The organism is Pseudomonas syringae CC1557 (assembly GCF_000452705.1).
GTDB lineage: Bacteria > Pseudomonadota > Gammaproteobacteria > Pseudomonadales > Pseudomonadaceae > Aquipseudomonas > Aquipseudomonas syringae_F.
The window spans coordinates 1,854,093-1,869,765 of sequence record NZ_CP007014.1; the positions used below are offsets into that span (position 1 = coordinate 1,854,093).

Annotated in this window: 17 protein-coding genes and 3 pseudogenes; 12 read left to right on the forward strand and 8 right to left on the reverse strand. The window is 54.9% G+C overall.

Going from position 1 to position 15,673, the window contains the following annotated elements; all coding sequences use genetic code 11:
• Positions 1-41: 41 nt before the first annotated feature.
• Positions 42-650 (reverse strand): phosphatase, encoded by a 609-nt coding sequence (locus tag N018_RS08735; RefSeq protein ID WP_025389348.1) that lies wholly within the window; start codon positions 648-650, stop codon positions 42-44.
• A gap of 197 nt (positions 651-847) precedes the next feature.
• Here N018_RS08735 and N018_RS08740 point away from each other — a divergent pair, with 197 nt between their 5' ends.
• Complete coding sequence (locus N018_RS08740) at positions 848-1,549, forward strand: MlaA family lipoprotein (protein ID WP_024646082.1); 702 nt, start codon at positions 848-850, stop codon at positions 1,547-1,549.
• A 93-nt stretch (positions 1,550-1,642) separates the two neighbouring features.
• On the opposite strand, the gene N018_RS08745 is transcribed toward N018_RS08740, so the two are convergent.
• Entirely contained in the window at positions 1,643-1,942 is a 300-nt protein-coding gene (locus tag N018_RS08745; RefSeq protein WP_024646083.1) for a PilZ domain-containing protein, read from the reverse strand.
• Positions 1,943-2,209: 267 nt separating this feature from the next.
• Here N018_RS08745 and rssB point away from each other — a divergent pair, with 267 nt between their 5' ends.
• Positions 2,210-3,394, forward strand: a complete 1,185-nt coding sequence (gene rssB, locus N018_RS08750) for a two-component system response regulator RssB (RefSeq protein WP_024646084.1) — start codon at positions 2,210-2,212, stop codon at positions 3,392-3,394.
• The gene (gene rssC / locus N018_RS08755; RefSeq protein ID WP_024646085.1) at positions 3,391-3,876 is read left to right on the forward strand and encodes an anti-sigma factor antagonist RssC; all 486 of its coding nucleotides are present in this window, start codon (positions 3,391-3,393) and stop codon (positions 3,874-3,876) included. The genes rssB and rssC overlap by 4 nt, the downstream gene beginning before the upstream one ends.
• A 65-nt stretch (positions 3,877-3,941) precedes the next feature.
• Here the strand turns inward: rssC and tal are convergent, their stop codons facing one another.
• Positions 3,942-4,871, reverse strand: a complete 930-nt coding sequence (tal, locus tag N018_RS08760) for a transaldolase (protein WP_025389349.1) — start codon at positions 4,869-4,871, stop codon at positions 3,942-3,944.
• Positions 4,872-5,147: 276 nt separating this feature from the next.
• On the opposite strand from tal, the gene N018_RS08765 reads away from it, so the two are divergent.
• Positions 5,148-6,410: a M20/M25/M40 family metallo-hydrolase gene (locus N018_RS08765; RefSeq protein ID WP_025389350.1), complete on the forward strand. Its 1,263-nt coding sequence runs from the start codon at positions 5,148-5,150 to the stop codon at positions 6,408-6,410.
• A 57-nt stretch (positions 6,411-6,467) separates the two neighbouring features.
• Here N018_RS08765 and N018_RS08770 read toward each other — a convergent pair whose 3' ends face one another.
• The 3 genes from N018_RS08770 to N018_RS08780 all read right to left on the reverse strand — a co-directional run bounded on the left by N018_RS08770 (position 6,468) and on the right by N018_RS08780 (position 8,743).
• The gene (locus tag N018_RS08770; RefSeq protein ID WP_025389351.1) at positions 6,468-6,854 is read right to left on the reverse strand and encodes a nuclear transport factor 2 family protein; all 387 of its coding nucleotides are present in this window, start codon (positions 6,852-6,854) and stop codon (positions 6,468-6,470) included.
• A gap of 150 nt (positions 6,855-7,004) precedes the next feature.
• A complete protein-coding gene (locus N018_RS08775; protein ID WP_025389352.1) occupies positions 7,005-8,108 on the reverse strand; it encodes an alkene reductase in 1,104 nt (367 codons plus the stop codon).
• Between the two features lie 53 nt (positions 8,109-8,161).
• A complete protein-coding gene (locus N018_RS08780) occupies positions 8,162-8,743 on the reverse strand; it encodes a TetR/AcrR family transcriptional regulator (protein WP_025389353.1) in 582 nt (193 codons plus the stop codon).
• A gap of 192 nt (positions 8,744-8,935) precedes the next feature.
• On the opposite strand from N018_RS08780, the gene N018_RS08785 reads away from it, so the two are divergent.
• The 4 genes from N018_RS08785 (at position 8,936) to N018_RS08800 (ending at position 11,615) form a co-directional block, all read left to right on the forward strand.
• Entirely contained in the window at positions 8,936-9,376 is a 441-nt protein-coding gene (locus tag N018_RS08785) for a LexA family protein (protein ID WP_025389354.1), read from the forward strand.
• Between the two features lie 85 nt (positions 9,377-9,461).
• The gene (locus N018_RS08790; RefSeq protein ID WP_024646092.1) at positions 9,462-9,701 is read left to right on the forward strand and encodes a hypothetical protein; all 240 of its coding nucleotides are present in this window, start codon (positions 9,462-9,464) and stop codon (positions 9,699-9,701) included.
• A gap of 211 nt (positions 9,702-9,912) precedes the next feature.
• Entirely contained in the window at positions 9,913-11,040 is a 1,128-nt protein-coding gene (locus N018_RS08795; protein WP_024646093.1) for a sensor histidine kinase, read from the forward strand.
• Positions 11,041-11,357: 317 nt separating this feature from the next.
• Complete coding sequence (locus N018_RS08800) at positions 11,358-11,615, forward strand: DUF1652 domain-containing protein (protein ID WP_024646094.1); 258 nt, start codon at positions 11,358-11,360, stop codon at positions 11,613-11,615.
• 237 nt (positions 11,616-11,852) lie between these two features.
• On the opposite strand, the gene N018_RS08805 is transcribed toward N018_RS08800, so the two are convergent.
• On the reverse strand, positions 11,853-12,227 hold the full coding sequence (locus N018_RS08805) for a hypothetical protein (protein ID WP_024646095.1): 375 nt from the start codon (positions 12,225-12,227) through the stop codon (positions 11,853-11,855).
• 99 nt (positions 12,228-12,326) lie between these two features.
• On the opposite strand from N018_RS08805, the pseudogene N018_RS27970 reads away from it, so the two are divergent.
• Positions 12,327-12,585 (forward strand): annotated as a pseudogene (locus N018_RS27970) (phage holin family protein); the annotation flags it as partial.
• Between the two features lie 89 nt (positions 12,586-12,674).
• Here the strand turns inward: N018_RS27970 and N018_RS08815 are convergent.
• Positions 12,675-13,406 (reverse strand): hypothetical protein, encoded by a 732-nt coding sequence (locus N018_RS08815; protein ID WP_025389355.1) that lies wholly within the window; start codon positions 13,404-13,406, stop codon positions 12,675-12,677.
• A gap of 114 nt (positions 13,407-13,520) precedes the next feature.
• On the opposite strand from N018_RS08815, the pseudogene N018_RS27975 reads away from it, so the two are divergent.
• The 3 genes and pseudogenes from N018_RS27975 to N018_RS08830 all read left to right on the forward strand — a co-directional run.
• Positions 13,521-13,755: pseudogene (locus N018_RS27975) on the forward strand (glycoside hydrolase family 19 protein); the annotation flags it as partial.
• Positions 13,756-13,985: 230 nt separating this feature from the next.
• Positions 13,986-14,769 (forward strand): annotated as a pseudogene (locus N018_RS08825) (DNA adenine methylase).
• A 93-nt stretch (positions 14,770-14,862) separates the two neighbouring features.
• Entirely contained in the window at positions 14,863-15,507 is a 645-nt protein-coding gene (locus tag N018_RS08830) for a hypothetical protein (RefSeq protein ID WP_025389356.1), read from the forward strand.
• The last annotated feature ends 166 nt before the right edge of the window (positions 15,508-15,673 follow it).

A 15,673-nucleotide genomic window follows, 5' to 3' on the forward strand; every position in this document is an offset into this window, starting at 1 on the left:
TGACTCAAGACTAATCCAGTAATCTCCTTGATGCATATGTATCAAGGCTTTTCGCCTTTGCTGCGCCGCAGGGTGATATCCGCCAGGCAAGACTCAAGTTCGCCCAAGTGATCAATGACCGAGTGCACGCCCAGCGCATAGAGCTTGAGCGTCGCCTGCGCACGTCGCTGTTCACGTTGCGAGTCGCTGAGCGCTTGCCATTGTGCGGGAGACAGTCCGCACAGCGGTCCGCAAGACGCCAGGCCAATGGTCCACAGCCCTGCGTTCAGGCCGGACTGCAACAGGCGCGGGTCGCCGCTGATAAGCACGCAGCCATCCAGTTGCGGGACGTTCAACGCCATCAGTGCCATCCAGCAGGCGTCCGGCGCAGGCCATTTCGCTGCCGGGCGAGGCGCGGAAATGATCCAGCTGTCCAGCGGTGCGGCGAGGGGGGTGCTGACGGTTTCAGGCAGTTCATCAAGCCAGGCACAAGGCTGACCCTGATCACGCAGGGTTTTCAGGATATCCAGCGCGCCAGGTGTGGGCTGACTGTGCTCAGGCCCCGGACGCTCTGTGGTTCCGGCCTGCGCACCAAAATCCACCAGGCAGCCGCTAAGGCCGAACAGCAGGGCGGGGAAAGTCGGCAAAGGCTTGAGGACCGGCGCGAGCATGGGCAAATCTCTGAAATATCCAGCACGCTACTGCGCTTGTATGACAGTTGGATGACGGCGCGATGACCAGGTTTATCCGCACTGCTTTGCTGACAGACCTGCCTTATTCGTAACAGAAGGCTTTATACTCTCGGCGTTAGCGTGTGGGGCGTAGCACCCGCGTCATTATTTCGATATCTCGATCAGGAGTGTCAGCTATGCCCGTGACTGGTGCAGGCTTTATAAAACGTTTGGCGCAACTTTCGCTGTGCGCGGGCATTGCGCTGGTACCGGTGGTCGTTCAGGCCGCTGAAGACGATCCATGGGAAGGCATCAACCGCTCCATTTTCAGCTTCAACGATACCCTCGACAAGTACACCCTCAAGCCACTGGCGAAGGGTTATCAGTACATCGCCCCGCAATTCGTGGAAGACGGTATACACAACTTCTTCAACAACATTGGCGACGTTGGCAATCTGGCCAACGACGTGCTGCAAGCCAAACCTGCTGCGGCGGGTGTCGACACTGCGCGCATGATTTTCAACACCACCTTCGGGTTGCTGGGCTTTATCGACGTGGGTACCCGCATGGGCCTGCAACGCAACGATGAAGACTTCGGTCAGACGTTGGGCTACTGGGGCGTGCCAAGCGGCCCGTTCGTCGTCATTCCGTTGCTGGGGCCGAGCACCGTGCGTGATGCGTTCGCCAAGTACCCGGACACCTACACCTCTCCATACCGCTATATCGATCATGTCCCGACCCGCAATACGGCGCTGGGCGTCAATCTGATCGACACGCGTGCCAGCCTGCTGTCTGCAGAGCGCATGGTCAGCGGTGATCGCTACACGTTTATCCGTAACGCCTACTTGCAGAACCGTGAGTTCAAGGTCAAGGATGGCAAGGTCGAAGACGACTTTTAATTTTCGGCTTGAAAGTGCGTGACCAAACCAATAAAGGCGACCTAGGGTCGCCTTTATTATTTTTGCGTATTTGTGAACCCGTTCCGCCTCAAATCAGTTCATCGAGACGATGGACAGCCCCAGTTTTTGCCCGCCGCCTTCTTCATCATTCACCCAGACGACCTCCGTTTCGGCCTCTAAACCCTTCAGCGCCGCATGATCGGAGTCGATACGCACGCTGAGTTTGTCGCCCACCTGGAAGGAGCGAGGTGCCTGAACCTGCATGCCCGAGCTGGAAAGATCAATGCATACGGCAGGAATGACCTGGCCTGCGTGGATTAGATTAACCTCTGCATCAACACGCATGCGTATGTAATCCCGTTTTTCCTCATAGTCGCGATCAGTTCGACTCATGTCAGTCCCTTCGTTTTAGTTGCTGATTAATCAGTTCTTATAACTCTCGGTGATTTGTGATGTAAAGAGCACCTCGTGAGGGGCGGAGCATGCTTGAAACACCCGTCGGATGGGAGTACCGTCTGCGCCTTGAAGGGCACCTCTGAACATGACGCGCACGCGGTGTTGCGTACATGACATTGCAGAGAGGCTAGAAGCGAATCCAGTAAGCGGGTTCCGGTGATTCCGGGCCGCCTACGCCAACCTGATCTGGCGCCGTTTGCCCACATGCCAAAAACCAGTGCCACGCTGCTGATTATCGATGACGACGAAGTAGTGCGCGCGAGCCTCGCCGCCTATTTGGAAGACAGTGGCTTCAGCGTCCTCCAGGCTAGCAATGGCTTGCAGGGAATACAGATATTCGAGCAGGAAAAGCCCGATTTGGTGGTGTGCGACTTGCGCATGCCGCAGATGGGTGGGCTTGAGCTGATTCGTCAAGTGACCGTCAGCGCTCCGCAGACCCCGGTCATCGTGGTTTCCGGTGCCGGCGTGATGAGCGATGCGGTAGAAGCGTTGCGTCTGGGCGCTGCCGACTACCTGATCAAGCCCCTTGAAGATCTGGCGGTACTCGAACATTCAGTGCGTCGCGCCCTGGATAGGTCGCGCCTGCTCAACGAAAACCAGGTCTATCGCGAGAAGCTGGAAAAAGCCAATCGCGAGCTTGAAGCCAGCCTGCACCTGTTGCAGGAAGATCAGGATGCGGGTCGGCAAGTTCAGATGAACATGCTGCCGATTACTCCCTGGTCAATTGACGAATTCCAGTTCGCTCACCAGATTATTCCCTCGCTGTACCTGTCCGGTGACTTCGTCGATTACTTTCGGGTCGACGAAAGGCGCGTTGCCTTCTATCTGGCCGATGTTTCGGGGCATGGGGCGTCTTCGGCATTCATCACGGTGCTCTTGAAGTTCATGACCACCCGTCTGCTGTTCGAATCGAAGCGTGGCGGAACGCTGCCTGAATTCAAACCGTCGGATGTGCTCGGGCATATCAATCGTGGGCTGATCAGTTGCAAACTGGGCAAGCATGTCACTATGGTGGGCGGGGTAATCGATGAGGACGCGGGTACGCTGACCTACGCGGTTGGCGGCCATCTGCCGCTGCCGGTGCTGTACACCGAGGGGCAGACGCGCTATCTGGAAGGCCGCGGTCTTCCGGTCGGGCTGTTCAATGAAGCGACCTATCAGGACCACGAGATGGAACTGCCGGCGTCCTTCAGTCTGACCATGTTGTCTGATGGCATACTGGATCTGTTACCCGGTGATACACTCAAAGAGAAAGAAGCCGTGCTTCCCGAGTTGGTGAAGACGGCTGGCGGCAGCCTGGAAGGCTTGCAGCGGGTTTTTGAATTGGCAACGCTAGGGGAGATGCCGGATGATATCGCCTTGTTAGTGTTAAGCAGGAATCTTGAATGAGTACCGGTAGAATCCAGTTCGCCGAGCAGGAAGGCACCTTCGTTCTGAAGTTCGTGGGCGAAGTGCGGTTGACGCTGTGTTCGGCCCTGGATGCGACTATCGAGCGAATCTTCACCGCGTTGAATTTTTCCGCAGTGGTGATCGATCTGACCGAGACTCGCAGCATCGACAGCACCACATTGGGCCTGCTGGCCAAGTTGTCGATCCTGTCCCGTCAAAAGGTCGGCCTGCTGCCGACCCTGGTCACCACCCACGAAGACATCACGCGCCTGTTGCAGTCCATGGGCTTCGATCAGGTGTTCAATATTGTTGACCGGCCGCTGCCGCGTCTTGAGTCCCTGACCGATTTGCCGTCGCAGGATCAGTGCGAAGAGGTGGTCAAGGCCAAGGTGCTCGAAGCGCACAAGATCCTCATGGGCCTGAACGACTCCAACCGCGAAGCATTCCACGACCTGGTCAATGCGCTTGAAGGGCAACGCTAGGCAGTCCCGCTAAATCGCAGGCAGCAAAAAGGGCGACACCCGCGAGGGTGCCGCCCTTTTTTGTATCAGGCTTTTTTGGCAGGAAGCAGCGCTTCCAGTTTTTCCTGATCACGAGCGAACTGACGAATGCCTTCGGCCAGTTTCTCGGTGGCCATCGCATCTTCGTTGGAGTTCCAGCGGAACTGGCTCTCGGTCAGGCTCTGACGTGGCTCACCTGCATTGCCCGGAGCGAGTTTGCGCTGCAGTGTGCCGGTGTCTTCGGCCAGTTGCTTGAGCAGTTCAGTGCTGATGGTCAGGCGGTCACAACCGGCCAGTTGTTCGATCTGGTTCAGGTTGCGGAAGCTGGCACCCATTACGACTGTTTTGAAGTCGTTGGCCTTGTAGTAATTGTAGATGCGCGTTACAGACTGCACGCCTGGGTCCTCTGCACCGGTGTAATCGGTGCCCGACGACTTTTTGTACCAGTCGTAGATACGGCCCACGAACGGCGAGATCAGGAATACGCCAGCTTCAGCACACGCGACAGCCTGAGCGAAGGAAAACAGCAGCGTCAGATTGGTCTGGATACCTTTTTTCTCAAGGTATTCGGCAGCGCGGATGCCTTCCCAGGTCGACGCAAGCTTCACCAGCACGCGATCATTTTCGACACCGGCGGCGTTGTACAGCCCGATCAGGCGTTCACTGCGTTCAATCAGCGCGTTGGTGTCAAAGGACAGTCGAGCGTCCACCTCAGTGGATACGCGGCCCGGTACGACCTTGAGAATCTCCTGGCCGATGGCAACCGCGAAATGGTCGCATGCCAGCCCTATGTCGCCTTTGCCGCGTGCGAATGCTTCTTCGAGCATCGCTTTGTTGCTTTCACTCGACGCTGCCTTGAGCAGCAGAGAGGGGTTTGTGGTTGCATCTTGAGGCTTGAGGCTTTTAATAGCGCCAAAATCGCCGGTATCGGCAACAACGGTGGTGAAGTTCTTGAGTTGATCCAGCTTGGAAGTCATGAGCGTGCTCTGTCCTGTGCGGTTGGATGACATTACCCGAGCGCTGCCGCCCACTCAAGGCCGCAGCACGTAATGCCTGCGGATGGAGGGCGTCGAGGGTCGGCATAGTCTTGAAAACCATTGTCGAGACTGTTTTGGAGCCTATAGCAGACTGCTTGTTCCCTTGATCTTTATTTTGCCCCTCATGCATGACAGGCAGGGGCGCGCGAATCTGGTGTTGAAGGGAGTATTGGGGTAAAGATGCAGCCTCCATAGCGATGATCTGAAGGAACCAGCATGCATCCACAACGCGCCTCCCTAACCGCCGCAATCGGCTTTTCGCTGCTTTCTCTGAGTGCAATGGCGGCGAGTGCAATGGCCGCCGATTTGTCCGCTGATCAATTACTTGAACAGGCTAAGGCTGAGCAGCAGTCCTACCTTGCCACGGTCAGGCAATTGGTGGATGTCGACACCGGCACCGGTCAGGCGCCTGGCCTGAAGGTCATCAGCGCGCTGCTGGTCGAACGTCTCAAGGCATTGGGCGCCGACGTCACCACCACGCCAGCCGACCCGTCTGCCGGTGACAATATTGTCGGCACGTTCAAAGGCAGTGGTACGAAGTCCTTTCTGTTGATGGTTCATTACGACACGGTATTCGGCCCCGGCACGGCCGCCAAGCGACCATTCAGGCTCGACAGCGAACGCGCCTACGGCCCTGGCGTTGCGGACGCCAAGGGCGGTGTGGCGATGATTCTGCATTCGCTTAAACTGCTGCAGGATCAGAAATTCAAGGAGTTTGGCACGCTCACCGTGCTGTTCAATCCGGACGAGGAAACCGGCTCCAGCGGGTCAAAAAAAGTCATTGCCGAACTGGCCCGCCAGCACGATTACGTCTTCTCGTATGAGCCGCCTGACAAGGACGCCGTCACCGTAGCCACCAATGGCATCAACGGCCTGATTCTCGACGTCAAAGGCAAGTCCTCACACGCGGGTTCTGCACCCGAAGCAGGGCGCAACGCGGCCATGGAGCTGGCGCACCAGATGCTGCAACTCAAGGACCTCGGCGACCCGGCCAAGGGCACTACGGTCAACTGGACGCTCATCAAAGGCGGAGAGAAGCGCAACATTATCCCGTCCAGCGCCTCAGCCGAAGCGGACATGCGCTATTCCGACCTGAGCGAGAGCGACCGGGTACTGGCTGACGGCGAACGCATCGTGAAAAACACACTGATCGATGGCACTGAAGTGACATTGCGCATGGAAAAGGGCCGTCCACCGCTGGCGAAAAATCCGGGCTCTGAACAGTTGGCAAAAACGGCGCAGGCGCTCTACGGGAAAATAGATCGCACTGTCGAACCCATCGCCATGCGCTTCGGCACCGATGCAGGTTATGCCTACGTGCCTGGCAGCGCAAAGCCCGCAATACTTGAAACGATGGGTGTCGTCGGTGCTGGTCTGCATGCCGACGACGAATACATCGAGCTGTCGAGCATTGCGCCCAGGCTGTACCTGACCGTTGCCTTGATCACTCAGTTGTCACGGGATGATTCAACGCCGTAGGCGTCCATTCTGGATAAAAGGGCAGGGCTGGAAAATCTATCCGGCCCTGCTTGCGCGTCAACCTTCGAACTGGTGGTAGACCTTGGCAATGACCTTCCATGTTCCGTCAATCCTGATCAGCGTCAGGTAGTCATTGTAATCGGCACCTATCGCGTCTTTCTCCATATCGACCCTTACAACAGCGGTCGTAGGAGTGATCGCCAGCACGTCAAGCCGGGTCACGATATCCGGTGCTTTACCATTGCTCTGGACGAACGAGTAAAGATTGCTGATCGGGCCGCCCAGTAGTTGGCCGTTCGTGAAACCGTACATCACCGCATCGGTATGAAACGCTTCGGCGATGGTTTCGACGCTGCCAATGCGCAAGCCTTCGACATACTTTGCCGCGGTGGCGATGACGGCGTTGTAATCCTCAGTGGGCACGGCTTTGATGTTTTTGCTCATGGGGTTATGACTCCTGAAGTAAAGCTCGGGTTGTAGGATCGGGGGGTTAACAGACGTGCCTGCTCTTCACCAATCCTGCCGGGTCGGCGAAATGGCAATTTCATTGACACAGCGGCCGGACAGATAACGAAATGCAGGCCTGCGAACGTCTCAGTAATTGCCTGATGGCCAGTCTGTGTAGCCAGATGCTCCGCCGCCGTAATACGTCTCGCGCGGCGCTACTGTCAGTTCGGCGCCAAGGCGCAGGCGCTGGACGAGATCCGGATTGGAAATGAACAGCCGACCGAAGGCGACTGCATCGATGATTCCCTGGCTGCGGCGCTCGATGGCCATCTCCAGGTCGTAGTTGTTATTGCCGATAAAGAAACCTTTGAAGCGCGCGCTCAACGCGTCCATGTCGACACCTTCCGGCACATCTCGCGACGTAGCGGTGGCGCCTTCTACGAAATGCAGATAGGCCAGGTTGAAAATGTTCAGTTGGTCGATCAGATAGCCGTGCAGCGCCATCACATTGCTGTCCGGTGGGGTGTTGCCAGCGTCCGGCGTGACGGGTGACAGACGGATACCGACACGGTCGCTGCCCCAGATATCGACGATCGCCTGAGTCACTTCAAGCGTCAGTCGTGCGCGGTTTGCTATCGAGCCGCCGTATTGGTCAGTACGCTGATTGGTGGAGTCGCGCAGGAACTGGTCGAGGAGGTAGCTGTTGGCCGAATGTACTTCCACGCCGTCGAACCCGGCACGCTTGGCATTTTCGGCTGCGAGCCTGTATTGCTCGATGATCCCCGGAATTTCCGAGCTGTGCAGCGCGCGTGGCATCGAAACAGGTACGAAACCGTCGACGGTGTACGTATTGCCCTCGGCGGCGATGGCCGACGGCGCGACCGGAGCCTGACCGTCCGGTTGTAGATCGACGCTGGAAAAGCGTCCTACATGCCATAGCTGACAGACGATTTTTCCGCCTGCGGCATGCACTGCGTCGGTAACTTTTCGCCAGCCCGCCACCTGCTCTTCACTCCATATGCCTGGCGTGGCGGCGTAGCCTCGGCCCTGAGGGGAGATGTTTGTCGCTTCAGCGATGATCAACCCGGCGCTGGCGCGTTGGGCGTAATAAGTAGCATGCAGTTCACCAGGAACACCGTCTTCGGCATAACGGCTGCGGGTAACAGGTGCCATGAAGATGCGATTGGCGACTTCAATTGAGCCCAGTTGAGTGGCAGAGAATAAATCTGTCCGGGTGCTGTTATCGATCATGATTAATTCCTAATAGACCAGTCGTCTAGTTTTGATTCAAAAAAAAGCCCGCGCTATTGCAGCAGGCGTTTGCTCATGTTCATGGCGGTTTCAAAAGCGTCAGCAGACTTGTTGACCTTCACCAGCAGCGAGGCGCCCAACCACAGTTGGTAGAGCGACTCGGCGAACGCCCGTGTGTCGTCGACGGCATGAAGACTGCCGTCTGCTACGGCCATTTCGACGCATGTGTGCATCCGCTGGATAATCTTCGCTGTGCCTGATTTAAGGACTATGCGCATGTCCTCGGACAAATCGCACACTTCAGCACCCAGCTTGACCACCAGGCATTTACCTTCCGGAAGATCGTTGCCTTGTGTCTCTATCCAGTAATGGAAGTAGGCCAGCAGCCGTTCTGCGCCGGTTCCCGGGAGCGCCATGAGGGTATCCACACGAGACATATACTCGGCGAAGTATTCTTCGAGCAGCGCCTGGCCGAACTCTTCCTTGGACCGGAAGTAGTGGTAGAAAGACCCTTTCGGCACCCCTGCAGTGCTCAGCACTTCGGCGAGCCCGACGGCGGTATAGCCTTTGTTTGTCATTAGCGATCTGGCGACATCAATGATGTGCTGCCGCATGTTCTGGATTGGCTTTTTCATAATGGCGGCCATGCTAAACCTGAATAGACCAGTCGTCTAGTAGAATTTTGTTGATTGAATCTGAATCGAAAGGCCTTTCCGACTGGCTGGGGTGACGGCAGTCAGGCGCCGAGGTGCGTATTCGAGATTGACCTGAAGCCTGATAAACGATTAACTGTATATGCATACAGTTAATCATAAAAGGCTCACGTCATGAGTGTTACCTTCCTTGGCCCGTTGTCGGCAGAGGGCATCAAGCTTCCGTTCATTCCCATGTCATCCAAAGGTTCCTGGTCGCCTGTCGTGGAGAAACATGTATCAATCGCCGAGGGGTGTGAGGTCCGTGAGCCGCACGCTTACCTGGCCAGGATCGAGGATGAGGGCATGCTCGGGGTCGGCATCTGCACGGGTGACATGCTGGTGGTCGACCGTAGTCAGTATGCGGAGCATGGGGATATCGTTGTTGCGTCACTTAATGCCCGGCAAATCTGCCGCCGTCTGTACATGCGTGGCGAGTTCGTGATTCTGCAGTCCGAAAACAGCGATTACCCCGCGCTGCAGGTGACGGATAACGATGACCTGATCATCCTCGGTGTCGTTACTTACAGCATGAAAAATCTGCTCGAAGGGCGAGATGCCGGGGTCAATAAATAGTTGACTGCCTATGACTCGGCCTTGCTTTAAGCGTCCCTGCATGGTCTGCTGCTGGCCATCTTGGCTCCATTAGAGAAATGACCACATGCAGGAAAGAATCGACCAATTGCGGCTTGCAAAGGCGCTCCAGGGCGACATAAGCGACTTGGTAAGAGCGCTCGACGCAGCCAGCACGCGCGCAGACGTGGAAGCTGAAGCAGCGCTGCAAATCGAATTCATTCACGGGCTCGAGAAAACCAGAAAGCTGCGGGCTGCCGATGCCGAAGCGCTTTACATCATTTTTGACGATGCGGTTCAGGCTCGTTTGCAAGCGTTGGCTGAATAAAACCCGACGCTGTCAGTCTGCTCCATTCGCACCGCTGATTCATGAACCGCTTGCAGCGTAATATTCATCCTTTACCCTGAGCGCATTGACTCGGCCCGTCCCGTTGAGAATGTGACCAAAACACCACCCAACCGTCCTATTTGCCGGAATAAGTGCTTTATTTGCACCCCCGGAGATGCCATTCGCTCGACTCTTAAAGGATCAGGTTGCCATGCGCTTATCGGGCTTCATCCTCAAAAATATCGAACCCATCGTGCAGGAGTGGACCGACTTTGCTCATACGATGGCAACGCCTGGCGAGCCTCTGGATACCAAAGAGCTCAGGGATCATGCCGAGCAGATGCTCCGGGCTATTGCCACGGACCTGCAAACTGATCAGTCCTCCCAGGAGCAGGTCGACAAATCGCAAGGCCAGTTGGTATCGGACGACCAGACTGCTGCAAAAACCCATGCGATTACCCGACTGATGTCTGGTTTTACCATTGACCAGGTGGTGTCGGAATTTCGCGCACTACGTGCCAGTGTCATCAAGCAGTGGATGATACAAGAGACCGCTAATACGAAATTACAGATGGAGGACATGATCAGGTTCAACGAGGCAATCGATCAGGCACTCGCAGAATCCATCTCCAGTTACACCAGCGCGGTTCAGGCTTCGCGCAATATCTTCCTCGGCATTCTCGGTCACGACTTGCGCACTCCCTTGAGCGCGATCCTGTTGGGTGCGGATGTTCTGTTGCGCACCAGCGACCTGGGCGCGCGCGCGACCAAGGTTGCTTCAAGGATTTACTCAAGCGTGAAACGCGCCAGCCAGATCGTCGGCGACCTGCTGGATTTCACGCGCTCACAGATCGGCCCCGGCATCCCGTTGAAAAAGACCGAGATAGACGTCCAGCCCATCTGCGCGCGCATCGTAGACGAGTCCCGCACGGTCAACCCCGAGGCCGACATCCGCCTGACGTCCAGCGAGCATGTCATTGCTAACGTTGATGGCGACCGGCTGGAACAGGTGTTCTCCAACCTCATCGGCAACTCGATACAGCACGGTAACAGCAGTGACCCCGTAGAGGTTACACTGGCGGTTTCTGGCGACACCCTCCAGTTTACCGTTCACAACACCGGCAACCCGATCCCCGAAGACGTCCTGCCGTTCATCTTCAACCCGATGGGACGCTACTCGCCCGAGCAGGTCACCGACAATGGCCCGTATTCAAGCCTGGGTCTCGGCCTGTTTATCGTTTCCAAAATAGTCGACGCCCATGGCGGGCGGATTGAGGTGACATCGAAAGCGGAGCTGGGGACGACGTTTGCAGTGTTTATTCCGTTGAAAGGGGAGTGATAGATGCTGGTTATCATCACAGGACGAACTATTCCTTGGACAGCGTAAAAGAGAGCCCATGTACAAGGACGTTACTCTGAGCTTCTGGCATGGACTCAATAAGATTTTGCTTTTAAATCATAGGGATAAGGAAGTTTTCTGTTTTTATAGCCTATGTATTTCGAGGTGTTCTGTCTTTATTGCTGTGATTTTTCAGGTCATTTGCATTGTGGTGAGAAGCTGAAACGCGCGGTGCCGTATTTGACACAGGTCAACAACTAATTTGCGTAAAACTTGTCTACACTCTACCGAATGATATGGCCAGCAGAGGACGCACCATGTATTCAAAGTCCGATATCCAGCGAGTGCTTGAAACAGCTTTTCTGCCGTCCAGGTGCGAATGCGTCGTAGCGGAGAACGAAAGCTTTTCCGTGAAGCTTCTCAACCCCGACTCCGGTGATATCCAGCTGTATGTGACGGGTATGCCTCTGGCCGAGCTATCCACCAGCAGATCCATAGCGCGGTTGGTGCTCTCCCTGAAAGAGCAGAGAGACCTGATGGGGCAAATGTCATTGTCCATGAGGCGAATGGCGTAGGGCTGGGACGAATAGCTTGGTATTTCGTACACGAAGCCATCAGGTGCTATTTGAGCGCCTATCCATACTGTCATAGGGATAGTCACTTCCCTGCCGGGGCGTTGGTTAAGTGTTTGCTACATATTAGCCATGGCAGCAAAACGGGCTTGCTGCCACCGGAACCCACTTGTAAAAAGTCATCTTCGATAAGTGCGAACGTAAAAAGCAAATCAAAACCGGCCAGCCAGGCCGGTTTTTTTATGTCTGCGCGTCGACCCTGAGAGTTCGCTCTTGGGTGCGGATAGCCTTCGCAATCAGCGGTACTGCAATGGCACATCCGAGGTAAGCAAACATGTTCCAACTGCTGAACAGAAGCATCAGCACATCCTTTCGGGTCATTGGATCAGTTACCAAACCAAATTTGATCACTTGCCAGCCGCTTGCCAACCCGACCGCCACGCCACAAGAAAATACCAGCACCATGGACGCCCTTGATGCCCACAACTTTAATTTTCCTAAAATTTTCAGGCGGTCCGCTGGATCTATCAGAATCATTGCGGCTGTGCCTCTGATGATGTTGACCAGCGCAGCAATTGCCGCAAGTATTGGCCAGTACTCTTTGAATAACTCCATATCATTGCTCCGATTGCGATTATTAAAACGTCAAACCAACGCATACATATTGGACCAAGTGTCGCTCCTAGGCACCGTTCACAGGTTTGGAGAAGCGAAATGACAACCGAGCAGCAAGCGCTGGAAAATATGCTGGTCTGGTTAGTGGTGGTGCTCGCCATCGTCGGCAGTGTGGCCGGTGAAATGTGGCGAGCGGACAAGTAGGGAATGCGCGGCTAGGCGCTGGCTCGCCGACTCGCTGTAAGCTCGGATGCCTGTGTGTCATGCAGTTTTTCGGCGGTAATGCTGCTGTACGCAGCAGACCGCGGGCAGATCCGGATGCTTGACTGCAATGGCAGGGGCGAATGTGGCGATTGGGGGCGGCTCGGCGGTTGTGGGTGGAGTATTCGAGGCCTTGATCGTTCAGGCTGGCCTGAGTCAGAGATTCAGGCCAGCCATGTACGGGTCTTATACACCCAGTCGTTTGGCCTCGGCCTCTCGGCGCGCTTTGCGCTCTTCCTCGTTTTCGGGCAGGTAAATTCTGTCTCCGTCTACGTTTGGTGATAGTGCCTGGACCAAGAGCAGTATGCAGAACAACACGATCCCACCGAGGCTAGCCTTGACCAATGCGGTTACCCAAAAGCCCTTCAACGTATCGTGAAGTGTCGCGGCTGTCTGGCTAAGCGTGAGCGTATGGTCGTCACCCAACACAAGGAAATTAAGTGCAAGCAACACGGCCATGGCGAAGCCTATGTTCATGTTGATCATATCCTCATCGTGTGCTGTCTGCTTTTTATCGAGAATTTCGAGCATTACCTTATCCCGGTCGATCAAGGCCTGGTCTCGCACTCTGGAGGTCCAGCGGATATTTGGATCGGTTTGCTGATTATTTTTATTTGGCCATCTCATTGAAACGTATATCGGAATTGTCAAAAGCAAGTGCCGCAAAGCTGGGAAGAGCAGCGTCATCATGAACGCGAACAAACCCAAAAATACGAGCGCGTTACCCCCACTAACCTCGGGCGCATCAAGCCTGGAAAAAGCTCCGAGCAGATTTTTGTGAAAGAAAACCATGAGGCAGGAGTCTAGCGCCAGGATGAACGAGATGAGCAGCATGAAGTGCCGCATCTCTACTGCTTTTTCGATAAAAGATGTGGTGGTGGCAAGTGCTTTCGACATGCCTGAAGCTGAGTCGGCCATGAACGTCCCTTTACAGTTGATTGATCGAGCGCCGCATCATGCCTGTAGCCGCTGCGCCGTTCAAACAACCAGCCCATACGGCTACCGCTGGCAGCAAGATCGCGCCGAATATACAAGGGGGGCATCCAGATTACTGTGCGGGCGAACTACTACGTTTGCGGGAGGCGTTGGGTCTCGACGTTCTTGCGCACCCCGAGCTGCTAGAGATGCCGCAATACGCCGTGATGCCAGAAGAGTGGTTCTGGTACAGGACTGAGCTTAATGCCCTAGTGGACAAAGGTGACTTCCTGACAATCACCAGCGCATCAATGGCGGCACTAATGGCCTGGCAGATCGGCAAATGCTTTAAGAGCGTGCCTTTAAGGTTTTGGCCTCATCTAGCTATGGGCCGTTCAGCCCTGAGCGGAAAGAGTCACTGCAGTAGATAGAAAAAGAGCGACCAGTCGAGATGCGTCAACATCACGGCTGGTCACTGTCCCCGCAGATTACCCCTGCAAGTCCAGCCAAGGCTCTCGCTTCGTGCACAAAGCGGAGCGAGCCTGGAAACTGTCTATATATACAGTAAAGGTCTTGCTTTCTATGTCCACACCTATCATTCCTTGGATGGGCGGCAACCGCCGCCTCGCCGACCGTCTCATCCCGCTGTTCCCACCCCACGAATGCTATGTTGAAGTGTTCGCAGGCGGTGCGGCCCTCTACTTCATGCGTCCCCAGTCAGCTCCCGTTGAGGTCTTGAATGACATCAACGGCGATCTGGTGACGCTGTATCGCGTCGTCCAAAACCACCTTGAAGAATTCGTCCGCCAATACAAATGGGCACTCAGTTCGCGCCAGGTATTTGAGTGGCAGAAGATGGCGCGTCCCGAAACCCTCACCGACATCCAGCGCGCCGCCCGGTTCTTCTATCTGCAGAACCATGTCTTTAAGGGCAAGGTGAGTGGGCAGACATTTGTCCCGGGCATCAACCTGCTGTGGATCGAGGAAAACCTATCTGCGGCTGGGCAGCGTTTGTCAGGTACGTACGTGTAGAACCTGCCGTGGTTCGAATGTGCCGAGAGCTATGACCGGTCTCACACAGTCCACTACATGGATCCGCATTGCTGGCAGACGGCTGGGTATGATGTGGATTTTCCGTTTGAGAATTATGAATTGATGGCCGAGTTCATGCGACGGCGTAAGGGGAAGGTAATGGTTAGCGTCAACGACCATCCTGACATCCCGCGTGTGTTCGATGGGCTCTATTTTGAGATGCTAGATATCGTACTCGTACACGAGTGCTAATCAGCGTCAAGGGAAGTCCGAAGTCAGCGGTGAGTTGATCATCATGAATTGGGAGCCTGATGCATTAGGTGGTTTGTTCTGACGTATTGACTCGAATGTGACCTCTGTGATTCCGTTGGCGACACAGGTTAGTGATAGAGTAGGCCAATGCTAGCTAGGTCAAGGATGAGTCGGTATGAATGATTTTTGCACGGCTGAGTCTAATGAAAGCCCCACATGGGGGGCATTCGATCTGTTCGTTTGGAAGCTGGTGCCAGAGAGCTTTGGCGGCGGTCCCGGTTATATTCAGCGCTTCAAAGATGCTTGGGTGACTCATAACAAGCAGTTCATCAAGGCGTCAGCCGTAAAATACTCACTGCCCATAGAGCTTCTCGCCGGTGTGTGTTGGATAGAAGCTGGGGGCGATCCCAATTTTGTTGATCGAGCTGCATTCGAGGTCCGAGCTTTCGATCATTTGGGAAACTTGCCAACTACAATCACTTCGCCACCCGCTAAAACCAGTTTTGGTTGGGTCAGTGTCCAGCTAAGAACAGCAGCGGTTACATTGGGGCTCGATCCTGAAACTATGAATATTAGCCAGTTTAGGAATCTGTCTAAATGCCTAGAGCAAGATATCTATAATATTGATCTGGCTGCAATGCATCTTAGGATGCTGGCCGATCATGATAATTTTAAGTCTGTTGGTATGGATGAGGTACGCATTATCGGCGCTCGCTATAATCGGGGGACGAGTTTGTCTATTGATGAAATCAAAGAGAATACAAGCTACGGGGATTTTATTGTCAAGCGGTGGAGCCTTTTCAATAGGCTGGTAAGGTGAGGCATATGACGGCGAAAGGAATAGTGGTAAGAGTTTTTTTATATATGGTTCTTTTCTCCTGTCTGCTAACATATATGCTTCTGCAAGGGTCGCAATATGATTGGATGGAGCCAAGTGCAATTACTCCTCACATTGAAGATAGTTCAAATAACAGGGGGGTCGTTAG

Bases quoted from the DNA above. Each gene is read 5' to 3' on its own strand.
- N018_RS08735 (WP_025389348.1), bottom strand. From the start codon at position 650: ATGCTCGCGCCGGTCCTCAAGCCTTTGCCGACTTTCCCCGCCCTGCTG.
- N018_RS08740 (WP_024646082.1), top strand. From the start codon at position 848: ATGCCCGTGACTGGTGCAGGCTTTATAAAACGTTTGGCGCAACTTTCG.
- N018_RS08745 (WP_024646083.1), bottom strand. From the start codon at position 1,942: ATGAGTCGAACTGATCGCGACTATGAGGAAAAACGGGATTACATACGC.
- rssB (WP_024646084.1), top strand. From the start codon at position 2,210: ATGCCAAAAACCAGTGCCACGCTGCTGATTATCGATGACGACGAAGTA.
- rssC (WP_024646085.1), top strand. From the start codon at position 3,391: ATGAGTACCGGTAGAATCCAGTTCGCCGAGCAGGAAGGCACCTTCGTT.
- tal (WP_025389349.1), bottom strand. From the start codon at position 4,871: ATGACTTCCAAGCTGGATCAACTCAAGAACTTCACCACCGTTGTTGCC.
- N018_RS08765 (WP_025389350.1), top strand. From the start codon at position 5,148: ATGCATCCACAACGCGCCTCCCTAACCGCCGCAATCGGCTTTTCGCTG.
- N018_RS08770 (WP_025389351.1), bottom strand. From the start codon at position 6,854: ATGAGCAAAAACATCAAAGCCGTGCCCACTGAGGATTACAACGCCGTC.
- N018_RS08775 (WP_025389352.1), bottom strand. From the start codon at position 8,108: ATGATCGATAACAGCACCCGGACAGATTTATTCTCTGCCACTCAACTG.
- N018_RS08780 (WP_025389353.1), bottom strand. From the start codon at position 8,743: ATGAAAAAGCCAATCCAGAACATGCGGCAGCACATCATTGATGTCGCC.
- N018_RS08785 (WP_025389354.1), top strand. From the start codon at position 8,936: ATGAGTGTTACCTTCCTTGGCCCGTTGTCGGCAGAGGGCATCAAGCTT.
- N018_RS08790 (WP_024646092.1), top strand. From the start codon at position 9,462: ATGCAGGAAAGAATCGACCAATTGCGGCTTGCAAAGGCGCTCCAGGGC.
- N018_RS08795 (WP_024646093.1), top strand. From the start codon at position 9,913: ATGCGCTTATCGGGCTTCATCCTCAAAAATATCGAACCCATCGTGCAG.
- N018_RS08800 (WP_024646094.1), top strand. From the start codon at position 11,358: ATGTATTCAAAGTCCGATATCCAGCGAGTGCTTGAAACAGCTTTTCTG.
- N018_RS08805 (WP_024646095.1), bottom strand. From the start codon at position 12,227: ATGGAGTTATTCAAAGAGTACTGGCCAATACTTGCGGCAATTGCTGCG.
- N018_RS08815 (WP_025389355.1), bottom strand. From the start codon at position 13,406: ATGGCCGACTCAGCTTCAGGCATGTCGAAAGCACTTGCCACCACCACA.
- N018_RS08830 (WP_025389356.1), top strand. From the start codon at position 14,863: ATGAATGATTTTTGCACGGCTGAGTCTAATGAAAGCCCCACATGGGGG.